The organism is Phyllobacterium sp. T2-21, assembly GCF_055378485.1.
In genome coordinates, this window is the sequence record NZ_AP027912.1 from 3,390,092 (window position 1) to 3,407,416 (window position 17,325).

Consider the following 17,325-nt stretch of genomic DNA (forward strand, 5'->3'; position numbering starts at 1 on the left):
CGTTTCTCAGCCTTTAGTTTCCGGAGCCGCCGCAACACCCGCGGGCTGACCGCCGCTCTTGGTCTTGGCAAGCACAGCTTCGGTAATCGAGTTTGGAATGCGGCGCGGCGTTTCGATCAGGCCGAGCAACGGCATGATGATGATGAAGAAGCCGAAGTAGAAGGCTGTGCCGAGCTGCGAAAGGATCGTGTAGATGCCTTCGGCAGGACGCGAACCGAGCCAGCCGAGCATGATGGCATTGGCAACGAAAATCCAGAAGAACAGCTTGTACCAGGGACGATAGACGGCCGAACGCACCTTCGATGTATCGAGCCATGGCACGATGAACAGGATCGCGATCGAGCCGAACATGGTCAGAACGCCGCCGAGCTTCGAGTTGATCGGTCCGATGTTGAAGGTGATGGCGCGCAGCATCGCGTAGAACGGCAGGAAGTACCATTCAGGAACGATGTGAGCTGGCGTCTTCAGCGAGTCAGCCGGAATGTAGTTGTCCGGATGGCCCATGTAGTTCGGCATGTAGAAGACGAAGTAGGCAAAGAGGATCAGGAAGAGCGACAGCGCAAATGCATCCTTGATGGTTGCATAGGGTGTGAACGCCACCGTGTCCGTCTTCGACTTGACTTCAATACCGGTCGGGTTGGTCTGGCCGGTCACGTGCAGAGCCCAGACGTGCAGGATAACAACACCGGCAATCATGAAGGGCAGCAGGTAATGCAGCGAGAAGAAGCGGTTGAGGGTCGGATTATCCACGGCAAAACCGCCGAGCAGCAGCTGCTGGATCGGGTCGCCGATGATCGGAAACGCCGTGAAGAAGCCGGTGATGACGGTTGCACCCCAGAAGGACATCTGGCCCCAGGGCAGGACGTAGCCCATGAAGGCGGTCGCCATCATCAGGAGAAGGATGATCACGCCGAGGATCCACAACAGCTCGCGCGGCGCCTTGTAGGAACCGTAGTAGAGCCCGCGGAAAATATGCACCCAGACCGCAAGGAAGAACATCGATGCGCCGTTGGAATGCAGGTAGCGCAGCAGCCAGCCCGAATTCACGTCGCGCATGATCTTTTCAACGGAGTTGAATGCCAGTCCCGTCTCAGCCGCATAATGCATGGCCAGAACGACACCGGTGATGATCTGCGCCACCAGCATGATCGCCAGAATGCCACCGAAGGCATAGGCGTAGTTGAGATTGCGCGGAACAGGATAGGCAACGAATGAATCATAGATCAGACGCGGCAACGGAAGTCGCGCATCGACCCATTTTTCGATACCTGTGTTCGGCGTATAGGATGAATGTCCACCGCTCATGTCGTGTCTCCCCCTGGAACCTTAGCCGATCTTGATGACGGTGTCGGAAATGAATGAAAGTGGCGGGACGGGCAGGTTTTCCGGTGCGGGACCGGAACGGATGCGCCCGGCAGTATCGTATTGCGAGCCGTGGCATGGGCAGAACCAGCCGCCGAAATCACCCTGCTGCCCGAGCGGAATGCAACCCAGATGGGTGCACACGCCGATCATGACCAGCCAGTTTTCCTTGCCTTTGCCTGCACCGCGATCCGCATCGGTCGCCTGGGCATCGCTCGGCAGATTGGCGTTGCGCGCAATCGGATCCTTGAGCTGGCTCAGCTGGACGTTTTTGGCATCCTCGATTTCCTTCGGCGTACGATTGCGAATGAAAACGGGTTTACCGCGCCACTTGACCGTCAGGGACATGCCCGGTGTCAGCGCTGAAACATCAACTTCGATGGACGAGACTGCCAGCGTGGATGCGTCCGGTCTCATCTGGTCGATGAAGGGCCATGCAAAGGCTCCCGCTCCGACCACACCGGCCATACCTGTCGCAATATAGAGGAAGTCACGCCGTGTCGGCTCGGTCGTATCGTGTGCGCTCACGGGGCCTGTTCCTTTCCGAATAACAACGCAGCAGGAGAGTCCACTTTGTCACCACAATACACGACTGGCCCATAGAATGAGCCTCGCGGATTCCCCAGCATATTGCGTGGTTTCTAAGCATGTCGCATGAGCTTGTCCAGCCTGACAGAGCCACAAGGGCAGGATGTCGCAGGGATAAGTCGCCACACCTTTTCCACTCTTTGGCCATGAATCTGTTTGCATTTTCGCAGCGGCCTTACAGGCGCCCGATAAAGCCGCCGGATTGGCGCGCCCAAAGTCCGGCGTAGAGCCCATTGGCGGCGATCAGCGCGTCGTGGCTGCCGCTCTCGACAATGCGTCCGCCATCCATGACCACAAGCCGGTCGAGCGCAGCGATGGTCGACAGGCGGTGCGCGATGGCGATGACGGTTTTGCCGCGCATCAGCCGGTAGAGATTGTCCTGTATCGCCGCTTCCACTTCCGAATCGAGTGCGGATGTCGCCTCGTCGAGAATGAGAATCGGTGCGTCCTTCAGCATGACCCGCGCGATGGCGATGCGCTGCCGCTGGCCGCCGGACAGCTTGACGCCGCGCTCGCCCACATGGGCATCGAAGCCCCGCCTGCCCTTGGGATCGGTCAAGGCGGCAATGAAGGTGTCGGCCTGCGCATTCTCCACGGCCTGCTGCATCAGTTCATCGGATGCCTCGGGACGGCCATACAGGATGTTGTCGCGCACGGAGCGATGCAGCAGCGAGGTGTCTTGCGTTACCATGCCGATATGCGCGCGCAGCGAGTCCTGCGTTACCTCCGCAATATCCTGCCCGTCGATCAGAATGCGCCCGGCCTGCACGTCGTAGAAGCGCAGGAGCAGGTTGACCAGGGTGGACTTGCCCGCACCGGAACGTCCGACAAGCCCGACCTTTTCGCCGGGAAGAATGTTCAGCGACAGATTGTCGAAGACCGGCTTCGAGCGGTCATAGTGAAACTGCACATTGTCGAAACGGATGGCGCCTGCGGGTACCGCAAGCTGTGCCGCACCGGGTTTGTCGACAACGGTGACCGGCCGCGCCAGCAGTTCCATCGAATTCTGGATGGTACCGTAATTGCGCAGGAGACCGTTGAGGTTGGCCATGGTCCGCCCCAAAAGCATGCTCAACCGCAGGACAAGGCCGAGGGTGAAGGCGATGGCACCGGGCGATATTTCCGACTTCAACCACAGATCGATGGAAACAATCGCCACGGCGCAGATCATCACACCGCTGGTTGCGCCGAGCGCAATGCGGATGCCGCTCAGGCCGCGCGTCAGCGGAATGATGGCATCGAGCCAGCGCTGCATGCCCTGCCGCATATAGGCGTCGTCGCGTTCCGCACTGCCGAACAGCTTGAGCGTCTGGATATTGCTGTAACCATCGACCAGCCGCCCGGTGACGACGGAGCTTGCTTCGGCTGTTTCCGCCGCGGCCCGGCGCACGCGCGGCAGGAAATAGCGGGCGATCAGGCTGAACGCAGCGAGCCAGACGATGACGATCGTCGCCAGCCGCCAGTCTAGGTCGCCGATCAGCGCGATGGTGGTGACGCTGTAGACGATGCAGATCCAGATGGCCTGCAGAAGCGTCATCATGAAATCGCCGACCGCCTGCCCGGTCGCCCAGACCTTGGTGACGATGCGGCCGGAAAAGTCGTTCTGGAAGAAGGCGAGGCTCTGGCGATAGGTGTGCAGATGCGCCTGCCAGCGCACCAGATTGAAGAAACCCGGCACGACGGTCTGCTCCTCCACCAGCGCCGACAACGTCAGGATGATCGTCCGGGCGATCAGGACACCCGCCAGCATCAGAACGAGCGGCGTGCCGTGATCCTGCATCAGGCCTTGCCAGCCCTTTGCCGGGTTGACCGATGCCAGAATATCGACGAGCCCGCCGAGAAACCAGAACAGGCCCGCTTCCGTCAGCGCGACGAGCCCGCCCAGTACCAGCACCGCGAAGAACGCGGCCTTGGCCTGCCGGACATAGAACCAGATGAACGGGAACGGCCGCGACGGGACATGATCCGCCGGCGGTGCGGCGTAAGGATCGATCCAGCTTTCGAACAGACGGAAGATATTTCTCATGCGGTGCACATCGGATCAGGAGCCTTTCAGGGTCAGACGTGCAGCGCGCGACTGAAAGAATACTCTTGAGCGAGTCCCCTCGCCGGTCAAATTAAAGTTCATTCAGATATTTCCCGGCAAAGAAAAATGCTCCCCGGCGGAACCGGGAAGCATTGGTGCAGCAGGACTGTTGAAGGCAGCTATTCCGCCGCTTCCTGCTCGTCATCCAGCCCGAGGAAGCCACCGGACTGCCGGGCCCAGAGGTTGGCGTAGATGCCATCGGCGGCAATCAATTCCTCATGGCTGCCGCTTTCCACGATCCGGCCCTTGTCCATCACCACGAGACGGTCAAGCGCCGCAATGGTGGACAGGCGGTGCGCGATGGCAATGACCGTCTTTCCCTGCATCAGCCGGTAAAGATTGTCCTGGATGGCCGCTTCCACTTCCGAATCAAGCGCGGAGGTCGCCTCGTCCATGATGAGAATCGGCGCGTCCTTGAGCATGACCCGGGCAATGGCGATACGCTGGCGCTGGCCGCCCGAGAGCTTGACGCCCCGCTCGCCCACATGCGCATCGAACCCGCGCCGTCCCTTGGGATCGGACGCCGCCTCGATGAACGCCTCCGCCTGCGCATTCTGCACGGCCTGGCGCATCAGCTCTTCCGAAGCATCGGGCCTGCCATACAGCACGTTGTCGCGGATGGAGCGGTGCAGCAGCGAGGTATCCTGCGTGATCATGCCGATATGCTCGCGCAGCGAGTCCTGCTTCACCTTGGCGATATCCTGGCCATCGATGGTGATACGGCCGCTCTCCAGATCGTAGAACCGCAGGAGCAGGTTGACGAGCGTCGACTTGCCCGCACCCGACCGTCCGACCAGCCCGATCTTTTCGCCGGGACGGATGTCGAGGGACAGCCTGTCGATGACGCCCGCACCCTTGCCGTAGTGGAAACCGATAGCCTCGAAGCGGATCGCACCGGCGCTGACAGCCAGTTCCGGCGCATTGGGAACATCCGTGACAAGGCGCGGCAGCGAGATGGAGGTAATGCCGTCTTCCACCGTTCCGATATTCTCGAACAGCGCCGACATTTCCCACATGATCCACTGCGACATGCCGTTGAGACGCAGCACAAGGCCGATACCCACTGCCACGGCGCCAACGGAAATGGCCGAACCGAGCCACAGCCAGATCGCAATGCTGCTTACCGAGAAAAGCAGGAGGCAGTTCATCGCATAGAGCGTGACATGGAATCCCGTCACCATGCGCATCTGCGTATAGGCGGTGGACAGGAACTCCTCCATTCCCTCGCGGGCATAGTTCTCTTCCCGCTTGGAATGGGAGAAGAGCTTGACCGTGGCGATGTTCGTGTAGCTGTCGACGATACGGCCCGTCATCGACGAGCGCGAATCCGCCTGCGCCTTGGACGCCACCTGCAGCTTCGGGATGAAATACCACATCAGCCCGACATAGGCGGCCAGCCACATCAGGAACGGCACCATGAGACGCAGATCGGCAGCGGCGGCGATGATGAGCGTGCCGCTGAAATAGACGATCACATAGTTCAGGACGTCGAGCAGCTTCATCACCGCCTCGCGCACGGCGAGCGATGTCTGCATCAGCTTGGTGGAAATCCGCCCGGCAAACTCGTCCTGGAAGAACGTCATGGACTGACGGACGACATAGCGATGCACCATCCAGCGGATGCGCATGGGGTAGTTGCTCAGCAGGGTCTGGTGAATGACCAGCGAGTCGAGCAGCACGATGCCGGGCATGACGATCAGCACGACACCGGCAAGCAAGGCGAGCTTCCAGCCTTCCTGCGCAATGAAGGTTTCACGGGACTGGTTGGACAGCCAGTCGACGACATTGCCCATGAAGGCATACATCGACACTTCAAGGACGGCGATCGACGCCGTGCATACCGCCATGACGGCGAGCCATGGCCAGACGCCGCGCGTGTAGTGCAAACAGAATGCAACCAGTGTCTTGGGTGGCTCACTGGGCTCGGCGGATGGAAACGCGTCAAGCCTTTTTTCAAACCAGCGAAACATTATCAAACCTCTTTCGGGCGACGGTCTCGGCATGACATGCGAGACGAAAATGATTCCGACGCAGCGTGGCGGTTACTGCGCTTGGGTTGCCGGAGCATGATGGAAACAGAGAAAGACAAACATGCAAACGCCAACCATGGGACGATTGCGACTTGTGTCAGGGAAGAAAACTACGCGGAAAGAACAGACACAAGACCGCCAACGACACCGGGCACGGCTTCATCGGGAGAAGCCATCCGGTTTGGAAGAAGTCGGAAAAATTCAGTCATCGACACCTCCAAAGTTTGTGTTGGCAAAGTTAGCGTTGCGGTCGAAACCCTATACCTATTATGAACGGAAAAAGCGAGAGCCTATTCTCAGGAAATACATGCGCCTGAGCGAAATATTGCCAACGGAGCCCACCGGTTGTGATTGAAAACAAACCCGACCTGCGCATCGCGCTCTACCAGCCGGATATTCCGGGCAATACTGGCACGATCCTGCGCATGGCCGCCTGTTTCGGGATCGGGGTCGATCTCATCGAGCCCGCGGGCTTTGATGTATCCGACCGGTCGCTCAAACGCGCCGGTATGGATTACCTCGAACAGGCCGCGCTCACGCGCCATGCCGACTGGCAGCACTTCCAGAACTGGCGCCAGGGCGAACAGCGCCGCCTGCTGCTGTTTTCCACCAAGGCGGCCGTGCCCTACACGCAATTCACCTTTCGGCAGGGCGACATCCTGCTGCTTGGACGCGAATCGGCCGGCGTGCCGGATGAGGTGCACCAGTCGGCCGATGCCAGATTGATCATCCCGATGGTGCCGGGGGCGCGGTCGCTCAATCTGGCGCTGTCCGCGGCCATCGCCACCGGTGAAGCCTTGCGGCAGTTCTCGCTGCCCGCATGAAAAACGCCGGCCATTTCTGACCGGCGTCCTCATTCATCTGACAGGAAGCTTACTTGACTTCAGCTGCCTTGCCGTCTTCCCACTTGTAGAGAACGAAGGTCGGCGTCGTCAGATCGCCGGTCTTTGCATAGGTCAGGTCGCCGACGACGGTTGAAACGGGTGCGCCGGAATGCAGTGCCGCAGCAACCGCTGCCGGATCGGCGGAGCCAGCCTTTTCAATGCCGGCCTTGATGACCTGCAGCGCCGCATAGGCATTGAGCGTGAAGGCTTCAGCCGGAATGTTCTTGGCCTTCAAAGCTTCCATGATCTTTGCAGCGGACGGGTTCTTTGTCGGATCGGCACTGTTGGTGAACAGCGTACCGGCAGCGGCAGCGCCGCCAATGGCCCAATATTCCGTGTTCGACAGGCCTTCGGCACCGATGATCTGAGCCTTGATGCCCTGATCAGCCAGCTGGCGGGCAATCAGGCCGCCTTCCGGATGGTAACCGCCGAAATAGATCACGTCGGCTTTTTCCGACTTCAGGCGGGTAATGAGCGCGCTGTAGTCCTTTTCACCGGCATTGATGCCCTGATCGACAACTTCCTTGACGCCGCCCTTGTTGAGCGTTGCCTTCAGATTGTTGGCCAGACCCGTGCCATAGGTGTTCTTGTCATAGACAACCGCGACGCGCTTGTCCTTGTAGTGCTTGAGAATGTACTGGGCAGCGACTTCGGCCTGCTGGTCATCGCGGCCGCAGGTGCGGAACACGGTGTCCAGGCCACGCGTCGTCAGATCCGGCGTGGTGGAGGTCGGGGTGATCATCAGGATGCCGTTTTCAGCCAGCACGTCGGAAACCGGCATCGAAACGCCTGATGTGACCGGACCGACCACGAACTTGATGCCTTCGCCGACCACCTGGTTGGCAACCGACACACCCTGCTTCGGCTCGCCGGCGTCATCGAAAAGCTTGATGACGATCTTCTCGCCCTTGATGCCGCCTTCGGCATTGATGGCTTCCGCAGCCGCAGCAACACCGTTCTTCACCTGCATGCCATAGGCAGCCACAGGGCCGGTTACAGGCGCGATGTTGCCGATGACGATGTCAGCACGGGCGAATGAAGTCATCGCCATGACAGCCGTCAACGCCACGCCAGAGATCAACGATAAGCGCATAGTGTCCTCCTTGAATTTTTTATTGCGCGGATTGCGCGGCCGGAAGATTCTCCGGCGCTGCAAAAAGTTCTACTGTCTTTATGGCAGGCTGTCAGCCACGATTCATGACAATCCTGAATCCATCATTGAAATAATTTGATGCCATTTATGAAGAAAAGTGTTCGGTTGTTGACAATTCACGCCGGTTTTTCCTGGAAATTCGAGATTTCCGCACACGCATCGGTCTTTTCAGCCGATTTTAGTCGGCATTGGGCAAACGGCGCATGGTGAATTCGATGATGTCGCCAGGCCGTTCGTACCAGCTTTCGATTTCGGTCCAGTAGGCCGCTTTCGGGTATTGGTCGAACCACTCCTTCGCCTTCTCCCGGGCGGCAAGACGCGGCAGGCGGAAGCTCTCGCGGATGAATGCACCACGCTGCCGGGGGGCTTCGCCCCGGCTTTCCTTCAGCTGCTTGCGCAAGCCGTCGAGCGGCGGCTTGGGAAAGTGTGTCCTGGGTACTTTGGAGACCATTTTGCATCCCTTCCTGAACCCTGTACGGCAGAGAGTAGATCAAACCCCGCCCTGAAAACGAGTCATTTTTTTGGGATAGCCCAAACACCACCTTCCTTTGCCGCGCCCCGGATGTGATAAAGTACACAGCAAGAAGGAATCGCTAATATGGACCGCCCGGATATTCCCGCCATCCTGCCCGAAGCACTTGAAGACAAGAAGACAGCCGCCACCGCGTGGTTTGCCGAATTGCGCGACAAGATCTGCGCCAGTTTCGAGCAGCTCGAGGATGATCTGGAAGGGCCACTCTCCGACCGGCCGGCGGGCCGTTTTGTGCAGACGCCATGGCAGCGCGACGAAGGCAATGGCGGCGGCGGGATCATGTCCATCATGCATGGCCGGGTCTTCGAGAAGGTCGGGGTTCACACCTCCACCGTCCATGGCGAATTTTCCCAGGAATTCCGCAAGCAGATACCCGGTGCGGATGAAGATCCGCGCTTCTGGGCATCGGGCATTTCGCTGATTGCCCATCCGCAGAACCCGTTCGTCCCGGCGGTGCACATGAACACGCGCATGGTTGTCACCACCCGCCAGTGGTTCGGCGGCGGCGCTGACCTGACACCCGTTCTCGACCGCAAGCGGACACAGGAAGACCCGGATACCGCCGCCTTCCACAAGGCGATGAAATTCGTCTGTGACAAGCATGCGGCGGTTGCCAGCCACGAGAAATTCAAGGACTGGTGCGACGAGTATTTTTATCTGCCGCACCGCAAGGAGCCGCGCGGCACGGGCGGCATTTTCTATGACTGGCTGCATTCTTCTGACGAAAATGGCGGCTGGGATGCCGACTTTGCCTTCACCCGCGACGTCGGCCGGGCCTTTTCGGTGGTCTACCCCTATCTCGTCCGGCAGAATTTCAACCGGGACTGGAGTTCCGAAGACCGGCAGGAACAGCTGGTCCGGCGCGGACGCTACGTTGAATTCAACCTGCTCTACGACCGCGGCACGATCTTCGGCCTGAAGACCGGCGGCAACGTGGATTCGATCCTTTCGTCCATGCCGCCAACGGTCAAATGGCCGTGATGTGATTTTTTCAGGGATCAATACCGGCTTTCATGCGTTATGGTGCTGCCGGTACGGTATCTGAAGCCGTATCTCGATGGAGAGGGCTCGTGTCACACCGGGCCCACAACAGGGAGAAAAGGCCATGAAAGAACTTCATTGCATCGTTCCCGGTTGCCAGTGGCATACCCGTCACGACACCGAAGCCGAGATCATCCGCCGCGCCACCGAGCACCTTCGCGAAACCCACGGCGAAACGGCCATCCGCGAAGCCATGCTCGAAACGATCAAGGCCAATATCCAGCCTGAAAAGGGCAAGGCTGCCTAGACGGGCTTTCCTGTCAGGTCGGGAATTCTGGCAAGCAGCGCATCACGGTCCAGCGTAAAGCCCGAGTCAATCCAGGCATCCTCGAGCGCGCGTTGCAGCTTGCCCACATCGGGGCCCTTTTCCAGACCGGCAGCGATGAGGTCGCCGCCGGAAACGGGGAATTTGGGCTTCTCGTATCGCCCGGCAAATTCCAGCAGTTTTGACAGATAACCGGCACGCATCATGGCGGCATTGTCGTTGAGCGCCTCCATGCGCGCTGAAACCAGCGCAAGGCGCAGGCGGTCCATCATGCCCTGCCGGTCGCTGCGATACAGCCGCTTGGCAAAACCCGCCTCGGAAATTTCGGCATTGGGCAGGACGGCACCAGCCCAGGCTTCCAGCCGCTCGCGCTCCTGATTGGAAAGCTTCAGGCGCACCGCCATGGCATGGATGCGCGCCGCATCGGGCGGGATCATGCTGGCAAGGCGCAGCAGCGGATCAGCCGGCCAGCCAAGTTCCTTTTCCGTTTTGACGAGACCATGGATCGCATCGATGCCCCATTTCTCGCTCTCCGGCAGAACCGCCGTCAGCACGCCCGCCTGACGCATCCACAGCAGGGCGCGCGAAGGATCCGGCGCCGCCAGCATCTTCTTCAGCTCCGACCAGATACGCTCCGCCGACAGCTGTGCCAGCCCGTCCTTCAGGCGGGCACAGGCCTTCAAACCTTCGCTCTCGGGACGGCCATGGCCATACCAGGCAAAAAACCGGAAGAAGCGCAGGATGCGCAGGTAATCCTCGCGGATGCGCTGTTCAGCATCGCCGATGAAGCGCAGGGTCCGGCTTTCAATATCGGCAAGACCGCCGACCAGATCGACGATCGTGCCATCCGCTTCGACGTAGAGCGCGTTGATGGTGAAATCGCGCCGGTCCGCATCCACCTGCCAATCGCGGCCGAAGGCAACGGCTGCATGGCGCCCGTCGGTCTCGACATCGGCGCGCAGCGTGGTCACCTCGAACGGCCGCTTGTCGGCGACAACGGTCACCGTGCCATGGCTGATACCGGTCGGCACGGTCTTGAACCCCGCCGCCTGCGCCCGGTGAATCGTTTCATCCGGCACACAGGTGGTTGCGATATCGAGATCGGACACCTCTTGCCCGAGAAGCGCATTGCGCACCGCGCCGCCGACGATGCGCGCGCCCTCGCCATCGGCGGAAAGGGCGGCGAGCAGCCTTTGCAAAGCCTCGTTCTTCAGCCATGGGGCCTTGCCGGCAATCGATACTGTCATGCTCAAGAATAGAGCCTTTCATAAAGTGTGCGGATGATGCCCGCCGTAACGCCCCAGATGAAGCGGTCGCCGAACGGCATCGTATAATAGAAACGTTCCTTGTCCTGCCATATCCGGCTTTCCCTGCGGTGGTTGGCAGGATTCATCAGAAAGGACAATGGCACTTCGAACACATCGGCCACCTCATCCGGATTGGGCGTCAGGTCGAATGGCGGATGAACGAGCCCGAGCACCGGGGTGATGGAATAGCCCGTCGTGGTGAGATAGCGCGGCAGACGGCCGAGCAGCTCGACATGCCGCCCTTCCAGGCCGATCTCCTCATGCGCTTCCCGCAGCGCCGCCTTTTCCGGCTGGAAATCGTCTTCCGGATCGATGGCGCCGCCGGGAAACGCCACCTGGCCCGAATGCTTGCGCATGTTGGCATTGCGCAGGGTGAGAATGACGCCCGCTTCATCTCCATGATCGACGATGGGGATCAGCACCGCCGCCTCGCGCAGTTTGGTCGCCGCGATCAGGGCATCGAGGTCGGGATTGAGCAGGTGGTCGCCATGATCGACGCTCAGCGTCTCATGGCCCTTCGCCGCGACGCGCTGCGCAAAGGCCCGGGCGGAAAAGCCGTCATCCCTCAATACTGTCTGGTTCATAGGCTTTGCTCTTCCAGCTCGCCCGACGGCATGATCGGAAAGACCGTACCGCCGGAACGCACGGCAAACATGGATTTGCCGCCGACGACGATATCTTCGCCATGGCCGACCAGTTCGTACATGACCGGGCGGGCCAGCAGCGCTTCCAGCCGTCCGCGCACCAGCACGTAGGGCTTAAGCCCGCCATTGGCCGGATCGATGACAAAGCGCAAGGGATTGGCGGCATTTGCCTCGACGATATCACCCACATTGGTGCGGAAGGTCATGACCTGATCGGCGCCCTCGCCGGATACATTGAGCTCGACGCCAAGGAAGGGCGCATCCTCGACGCGGATACCGACTTTCTCGACGGGCGTGACCAGATAGGTCTTGCCATCGGCATCCCGGCGCAGGACCGTGGAGAACAGCCGGACCAGCGGTGCGCGGCCGATGGGTGTTCCCATGTAGAACCAGGTGCCATCAGCCTTGATCTCCATGTCGAGATCGCCGCAGAAGTCGGGGTTCCACTTTTCCACCGGCGGCAGGCCCTTGCCTTGCGCCGCGGCGCGCGAAATCAGCGCTTCAAGCCCTGCCGCATCGCGCAACGTGCCCTCTGACTGTGCCATACCAAGACCTTTTTGTTCATTCGTCACGAAATAGTCACCGTTAAACCGCTTGTCTGCATGTCATAGTGATCTAGACTCATTTAAGTGAGAAGCTGACCATAAACCAGCTCCGCAGGCCAGAGACGAGGTAAACCATGACAATCATCAAAACCGGGGAACCGTCCGATCCGAAGGCCATGATAGCAGAGGCCGAAAAGGCTCTGGCCGATATCTCCAGGGTACGCGCTGCCGTCGGCACTGTCATCTTCGGCCAGGAAAGCGTGATCGAGCGCACGCTCGTCGCGCTGCTTGCCGGCGGCCATGCCCTTCTCGTCGGCGTTCCCGGCCTTGCCAAGACCAAGCTGGTCGAAACCCTCGGTACCGTGCTCGGCCTCGACGAGCGCCGCGTGCAGTTCACGCCCGACCTCATGCCATCGGATATTATCGGCTCGGAAGTCATGGAACAGGATGACCATGGCAAGCGCTCGTTCCGCTATGTCAAAGGCCCGATCTTCGCGCAGCTGCTGATGGCCGACGAAATCAACCGCGCCTCGCCGCGCACCCAGTCGGCCCTGCTGCAGTCGATGCAGGAATATCATGTGACCGTTGCCGGTGAACGGCACGACCTGCCGTCGCCGTTCCACGTGCTGGCGACACAAAATCCGCTGGAGCAGGAAGGCACCTATCCCCTGCCCGAGGCACAGCTTGACCGCTTTCTCATGCAGATCGATATCCTTTATCCGGAACTCGACGCGGAGCGCCGCGTCCTTCTCGAAACCACGGGCACCTCCGAAGCCCGAGCGGCCAAGACCATCACTGCCGAGCGCCTGCGCGAAATGCAGCAGCTGATCCGCCGGATTCCCGTGGCGGAAGGCGTTGTCGAAGCCATCCTCAAGCTCGTGCGTTCGGCCCGCCCCGGTGCGGACAACGATATCGCGCAAAGATTCATCGCCTGGGGTCCCGGCCCCCGTGCGAGCCAGGCGCTGATGCTGTGCGCCCGCGCCCGCGCGCTCTATGACGGGCGTCTCGCGCCGTCGATTGACGATGTCCGGGCGCTGGCCGAGCCCGTTCTGCAGCACCGCATGGCACTGACCTTCGCCGCCCGCGCCGACGGCATGAACGTGCGCGAGGTCATCGCCAATCTGACCAAGGCCGCACTCTGATGGCAGCCATCGGCGCGCAGGTCCAGAAGACCGCGACACGTGAGGCGCTGGCGCGTGCACGCCAGCGCGCCGCGCTGTTGCCCGATCTTCTGGTCGAAGCCCGCCGCATTGCCAACACCACGAATACCGGCTGGCATGGCCGCCGCAAGAGCGGCGTCGGCGAGACGTTCTGGCAGTTCCGGCCCTACACCGACGGCGAAGCCATCGCGCGCATCGACTGGCGCCGTTCGGCGCGCGATGACCGCACCTATGTCAGGGATCAGGAATGGGAAGCCGCCCATACGGTCTGGCTGTGGGCCGATTCCTCTGCCTCCATGCTCTACAAATCGGATATGGCGCAGGTATCGAAGGAATCGCGCGCGCTCGTACTCATCCTCGCATTGGCCGAACTTTTGTCGCGCAGCGGCGAGCGCATCGCCTTCCCGGACGTGACCGATCCGACCTCCGCCGCCAATGGCGCGGAGCGATTGGCGGTTGCGCTGTCGCATGTGGCCGATCTGCCGAAGCAGCCGGATTTCAGCAAGGTCCGGCGCTTTTCCGATGTGGTGCTGGTCAGCGATTTTCTCGAACCGGTCAGCGAGACGCTTGCCCTGCTTGAGCAGATTGCCCAGCGCGGCGCCCGCGCGCATCTGGTTGAAATCTACGATCCGGCCGAAGCGGATTTCCCCTACAAGCGGCGCACGGAATTCGTCGATCCGGAATCCGGCGCGATGCTGACCGTCGGCCGGGCGCAGGACTATGCCGAGGAATACAAGCGCCTGTTCCTTGCCCGCAGGGAAACACTCAGCGCCTATTGCCGCCGGATCGGCTGGAGCTACACCGCCAACCGCACCGACCGCCTTGCCTCCGAAGCGCTGGTTTCCGTGCACCTGAACATGACCGCCGACGCCGGGTATCAGAGGACGGGCCTATGATGGGTGCCTTTCCCCTTGCCCTCGGCGCACCGGCAATTCTGCTGGGACTTCTGGCCCTGCCCGTCATCTGGTGGCTGCTGCGGGCGACACCGCCGCGGCCGGTCCGGGAATCCTTCCCGCCGCTGAAAATTCTGGCCCAGATCCTCAAGAAGGAGGAAACGCCGGACCGCAGCCCGTGGTGGCTGACGCTGCTGCGGCTTGTGCTGGCAGCGCTCGTCATTCTGGCGCTCGCCGAACCCGTATGGAATCCGCGCGCCGAGACTTTGAGCGGCAAGGAGCCGGTCGCCATCGTGCTCGACAATGGCTGGTCCTCCAATGAGGAATGGACCGCGCGCAAGGAAACGGCAGAACGGCTCATCGCCGATGCCAATGCCTCCGGCGCGCTGATCTATATTCTGGGTACGGCCGAGAAACTGAATGCCGATGTCGGTCCGTTCGATGCCGCAACCGCGCTTGAGCGGCTGCGTGCGCTGAATGTCCGGCCGATTCCCGTCAACCGCAGCGCTGCCTTCGACCGGTTGAAGGCCGTCCTTGCCAATGTCAAAGGCGTGCGCGTCGCCTACCTCAACGACGGTGTCGACACCCCGCAGGCGGCGACGGCCATCAAATCCATGGAGGGGAGCGGGATCGCCTCGGTGATCTGGTATCAGCCGTCGATCGCGGCCCTTTCTGCCATCCGGCAGGTGGAGAACAATGCGAACGGGCTCACCGTCCACGCCGTGCGTTCCGATGACAGCCGTGCCTCGGGCGGCATCACCATCGGCGCCTATGATGAAAAAGGCCGCCGCATCGCCGAAACCGGACTGGTTTTCCGGGCCAATGAAGCGACCGGCGAAGCCGTCATCGCGGCGCCCTACGAACTGCGCAACGACTTTCACAGCCTGCGCATCGACAACGCCCCGCACGCGGGCGCCACGTTCCTTGTCGACGACAACAACAAGCGGCGGCGCGTCGCCCTGCTGTCCGGTTCCGAAGCGGATCTGTCGCAGCCCCTGCTGTCGCCGCTCTACTACATTTCACGCGCGCTTGAGCCCTTCGCCGATCTCCTGCGGCCACGCAATGCGGAGCTGATCAAAGCCATTCCCGAACTTCTGGAGCAGAAGCCGTCCGTCATCATCATGGCCGATATCGGCAAACTGCCCGGCGAGACCGAACAGGCCATGGTGGACTGGGTTGCCAAGGGCGGGACACTGATCCGCTTTGCCGGGCCACGCCTTGCGGGCAACAGCGAGCACGACCCGCTTCTGCCGGTCAACCTGCGCAAGGGCGAACGTTCTTTGGGCGGTGCCCTGTCGTGGAAGGAATCCCAGCCGGTTGCCGCGTTCCCGGATACGGGTCCGTTTGCCGGGCTGCCGACGCCGCACGATGTCACCGTCAACCGCCAGGTTCTGGCAGAGCCCGCCATCGACCTCTTCGAGAAGAGCTGGGCCAATCTTGCCGACGGCACACCGCTGGTGACGGGCGAGACCCGCGGGCGCGGGCAGCTCGTCCTCTTCCACGTCACGCCCGAAGCCACATGGTCGAACCTGCCGATCAGCGGCAGTTTTGTCGACATGCTGCACCGCATCGTCACCTTGTCGCGCAACACCGGACCGTCGCCGCAGGACAATGGCGCCGGGGCTTCCCGCGCCTTTCCGCCCTATCTGACGTTGAACGCCGAGGGGGCTTTGACCCCTCCGGGTGCGGATGCCAAGCCGCTTATCCTCAAGCCGGGCGAAACCGGCACCGTGAGCTTTGACAATCCGCCCGGCTTTTACGGCGTCGAGGATTCCATGAGTGCCCTCAACCTCTTCAAGCCGGACAGCGGCATCAAGCCTCTGGTACGCCCCGAGCTTGCCATTCCCGTAACCACGGCACGCTATGCCGTCGATGAATCGGTGCCGCTGCGCGGCCCGCTCTTCGGGCTCGCCGCCCTGCTGCTGGCGCTCGACGCGCTTGCCATTCTCTGGCTTGGCGGGCATTTGCGCCGCCGCTTCAAGACGGCCGCAGCCGCCTCCCTGGCGATCCTCATCATTCCCGCCATCCTGGCATTCGGTCCCTCTCCGGCCCATGCCCAGCAGAACGACAGCAAACCGGGCGACCAGACGATCCTGGACGCGGTCAATGCCACGCACCTCGCCTATATCATCACCGGGGATCGTGCCGTTGACGACATCAGCAAGGCGGGCCTTTTCGGGCTTTCCAGGGCACTTGCCGACAGCACGGCGCTGGAGCCCGGCGAGCCCATAGGCGTCAACCCCGAAACCGATGAGCTCGCCTTCTTTCCGCTGATCTACTGGCCCGTCGACCCGGCGGCCAAAATGCCGTCGCAGGCCGCGATTGCCAAGATCGACGCCTATATGCAGCAGGGCGGAACCGTTCTGTTCGACACGCGCGATCAGGATGCCGCCGCTATCAGCTTCGACAACAGCTCGACACCGGCCAATGCACGCCTGCGCGACATTCTTTCCGGCATGAACATACCGGCGCTGGAACCGGTGCCCAATGACCATGTGCTGACCAAGGCCTTCTATATCCTGCAGGATTTTCCCGGCCGGTTCCGCGGCAGCCAGCTGTGGGTGCAGGCTTCGCAGGCACCCGAAGCCAACAAGGACCGCCCGGTGCGGGTCGGCGACGGCGTTTCGCCCATCATGATAACCGGCAATGATCTCGCGGGCGCCTGGGCCGTCAACGCCAGCGGCGCTCCCCTGCTTCCGACCATCCCCAATGATCCGGATCAGCGGGTTCTCGCCTATCGCGCGGGCATCAACATCGTCATGTACATGCTGACCGGCAACTACAAATCCGATCAGGTGCACGTGCCCGATCTCCTGAAGCGGCTGGCGAACTGAC

The 17,325-nt window shown here is 61.3% G+C and carries 15 protein-coding genes; 6 read left to right on the forward strand and 9 right to left on the reverse strand.

Features of this window, described 5'->3' with window-relative positions; genetic code table 11:
• Positions 1–6: 6 nt before the first annotated feature.
• From ACZ5FP_RS16850 to ACZ5FP_RS16865, 4 genes are all read right to left on the reverse strand, one after another.
• Complete coding sequence (locus ACZ5FP_RS16850; RefSeq protein ID WP_346306282.1) at positions 7–1,305, reverse strand: cytochrome b; 1,299 nt, start codon at positions 1,303–1,305, stop codon at positions 7–9.
• A gap of 21 nt (positions 1,306–1,326) precedes the next feature.
• Positions 1,327–1,890 (reverse strand): ubiquinol-cytochrome c reductase iron-sulfur subunit, encoded by a 564-nt coding sequence (petA, locus tag ACZ5FP_RS16855; RefSeq protein WP_105732026.1) that lies wholly within the window; start codon positions 1,888–1,890, stop codon positions 1,327–1,329.
• A 235-nt stretch (positions 1,891–2,125) separates the two neighbouring features.
• On the reverse strand, positions 2,126–3,976 hold the full coding sequence (locus ACZ5FP_RS16860; RefSeq protein ID WP_464661348.1) for an ABC transporter ATP-binding protein: 1,851 nt from the start codon (positions 3,974–3,976) through the stop codon (positions 2,126–2,128).
• Between the two features lie 179 nt (positions 3,977–4,155).
• Positions 4,156–6,006 carry an ABC transporter ATP-binding protein gene (locus ACZ5FP_RS16865; protein WP_464661349.1) on the reverse strand — a complete coding sequence of 617 codons (1,851 nt, stop codon included), beginning with the start codon at positions 6,004–6,006 and terminating at the stop codon, positions 4,156–4,158.
• 410 nt (positions 6,007–6,416) lie between these two features.
• Between ACZ5FP_RS16865 and ACZ5FP_RS16870 the strand changes: the two genes are divergently transcribed.
• Complete coding sequence (locus ACZ5FP_RS16870; protein WP_346306284.1) at positions 6,417–6,890, forward strand: tRNA (cytidine(34)-2'-O)-methyltransferase; 474 nt, start codon at positions 6,417–6,419, stop codon at positions 6,888–6,890.
• Positions 6,891–6,939: 49 nt separating this feature from the next.
• On the opposite strand, the gene ACZ5FP_RS16875 is transcribed toward ACZ5FP_RS16870, so the two are convergent.
• Both ACZ5FP_RS16875 and ACZ5FP_RS16880 read right to left on the reverse strand, forming a co-directional pair.
• Positions 6,940–8,043 carry an ABC transporter substrate-binding protein gene (locus ACZ5FP_RS16875; protein ID WP_288192683.1) on the reverse strand — a complete coding sequence of 368 codons (1,104 nt, stop codon included), beginning with the start codon at positions 8,041–8,043 and terminating at the stop codon, positions 6,940–6,942.
• Positions 8,044–8,281: 238 nt separating this feature from the next.
• On the reverse strand, positions 8,282–8,554 hold the full coding sequence (locus tag ACZ5FP_RS16880) for a hypothetical protein (protein WP_223612567.1): 273 nt from the start codon (positions 8,552–8,554) through the stop codon (positions 8,282–8,284).
• A gap of 147 nt (positions 8,555–8,701) precedes the next feature.
• On the opposite strand from ACZ5FP_RS16880, the gene hemF reads away from it, so the two are divergent.
• Positions 8,702–9,616, forward strand: a complete 915-nt coding sequence (gene hemF, locus ACZ5FP_RS16885; RefSeq protein ID WP_223612566.1) for an oxygen-dependent coproporphyrinogen oxidase — start codon at positions 8,702–8,704, stop codon at positions 9,614–9,616.
• Between the two features lie 124 nt (positions 9,617–9,740).
• Entirely contained in the window at positions 9,741–9,923 is a 183-nt protein-coding gene (locus ACZ5FP_RS16890; protein ID WP_105732019.1) for a DUF1059 domain-containing protein, read from the forward strand.
• On the opposite strand, the gene ACZ5FP_RS16895 is transcribed toward ACZ5FP_RS16890, so the two are convergent.
• From ACZ5FP_RS16895 to ACZ5FP_RS16905, 3 genes are read right to left on the reverse strand one after another with little or no spacing between them, the layout of a single operon-like run.
• Positions 9,920–11,188 carry a CCA tRNA nucleotidyltransferase gene (locus tag ACZ5FP_RS16895; protein ID WP_464663329.1) on the reverse strand — a complete coding sequence of 423 codons (1,269 nt, stop codon included), beginning with the start codon at positions 11,186–11,188 and terminating at the stop codon, positions 9,920–9,922. The two genes, ACZ5FP_RS16890 and ACZ5FP_RS16895, sit on opposite strands and share 4 nt — an antisense overlap.
• A 2-nt stretch (positions 11,189–11,190) precedes the next feature.
• Positions 11,191–11,832, reverse strand: coding sequence for a CoA pyrophosphatase (locus ACZ5FP_RS16900; RefSeq protein WP_403183904.1), 642 nt, complete (start codon positions 11,830–11,832; stop codon positions 11,191–11,193).
• Positions 11,829–12,437 carry a DUF1285 domain-containing protein gene (locus ACZ5FP_RS16905; protein ID WP_464661350.1) on the reverse strand — a complete coding sequence of 203 codons (609 nt, stop codon included), beginning with the start codon at positions 12,435–12,437 and terminating at the stop codon, positions 11,829–11,831. The genes ACZ5FP_RS16900 and ACZ5FP_RS16905 overlap by 4 nt, the downstream gene beginning before the upstream one ends.
• 134 nt (positions 12,438–12,571) lie before the next feature.
• Here ACZ5FP_RS16905 and ACZ5FP_RS16910 point away from each other — a divergent pair, with 134 nt between their 5' ends.
• Genes ACZ5FP_RS16910 through ACZ5FP_RS16920 form a run of 3 tightly spaced genes read left to right on the forward strand, consistent with a single transcriptional unit; the run spans position 12,572 to position 17,324 of the window.
• A complete protein-coding gene (locus tag ACZ5FP_RS16910; RefSeq protein ID WP_464661351.1) occupies positions 12,572–13,579 on the forward strand; it encodes an AAA family ATPase in 1,008 nt (335 codons plus the stop codon).
• On the forward strand, positions 13,579–14,493 hold the full coding sequence (locus tag ACZ5FP_RS16915; RefSeq protein WP_464661352.1) for a DUF58 domain-containing protein: 915 nt from the start codon (positions 13,579–13,581) through the stop codon (positions 14,491–14,493). The genes ACZ5FP_RS16910 and ACZ5FP_RS16915 overlap by 1 nt, the downstream gene beginning before the upstream one ends.
• The gene (locus ACZ5FP_RS16920; RefSeq protein WP_464663331.1) at positions 14,493–17,324 is read left to right on the forward strand and encodes a DUF4159 domain-containing protein; all 2,832 of its coding nucleotides are present in this window, start codon (positions 14,493–14,495) and stop codon (positions 17,322–17,324) included. Before ACZ5FP_RS16915 ends, ACZ5FP_RS16920 begins: the two co-directional genes overlap by 1 nt.
• The last annotated feature ends 1 nt before the right edge of the window (position 17,325 follow it).

Excerpts from the sequence above, each read along its gene's own strand:
- ACZ5FP_RS16920 (WP_464663331.1), top strand. The coding sequence starts at position 14,493 with ATGGGTGCCTTTCCCCTTGCCCTCGGCGCACCGGCAATTCTGCTGGGA.
- ACZ5FP_RS16890 (WP_105732019.1), top strand. The coding sequence starts at position 9,741 with ATGAAAGAACTTCATTGCATCGTTCCCGGTTGCCAGTGGCATACCCGT.
- hemF (WP_223612566.1), top strand. The coding sequence starts at position 8,702 with ATGGACCGCCCGGATATTCCCGCCATCCTGCCCGAAGCACTTGAAGAC.
- ACZ5FP_RS16895 (WP_464663329.1), bottom strand. The coding sequence starts at position 11,188 with ATGACAGTATCGATTGCCGGCAAGGCCCCATGGCTGAAGAACGAGGCT.
- ACZ5FP_RS16860 (WP_464661348.1), bottom strand. The coding sequence starts at position 3,976 with ATGAGAAATATCTTCCGTCTGTTCGAAAGCTGGATCGATCCTTACGCC.
- ACZ5FP_RS16910 (WP_464661351.1), top strand. The coding sequence starts at position 12,572 with ATGACAATCATCAAAACCGGGGAACCGTCCGATCCGAAGGCCATGATA.
- ACZ5FP_RS16880 (WP_223612567.1), bottom strand. The coding sequence starts at position 8,554 with ATGGTCTCCAAAGTACCCAGGACACACTTTCCCAAGCCGCCGCTCGAC.
- ACZ5FP_RS16915 (WP_464661352.1), top strand. The coding sequence starts at position 13,579 with ATGGCAGCCATCGGCGCGCAGGTCCAGAAGACCGCGACACGTGAGGCG.
- ACZ5FP_RS16865 (WP_464661349.1), bottom strand. The coding sequence starts at position 6,006 with ATGTTTCGCTGGTTTGAAAAAAGGCTTGACGCGTTTCCATCCGCCGAG.
- ACZ5FP_RS16905 (WP_464661350.1), bottom strand. The coding sequence starts at position 12,437 with ATGGCACAGTCAGAGGGCACGTTGCGCGATGCGGCAGGGCTTGAAGCG.
- ACZ5FP_RS16875 (WP_288192683.1), bottom strand. The coding sequence starts at position 8,043 with ATGCGCTTATCGTTGATCTCTGGCGTGGCGTTGACGGCTGTCATGGCG.
- ACZ5FP_RS16900 (WP_403183904.1), bottom strand. The coding sequence starts at position 11,832 with ATGAACCAGACAGTATTGAGGGATGACGGCTTTTCCGCCCGGGCCTTT.
- ACZ5FP_RS16850 (WP_346306282.1), bottom strand. The coding sequence starts at position 1,305 with ATGAGCGGTGGACATTCATCCTATACGCCGAACACAGGTATCGAAAAA.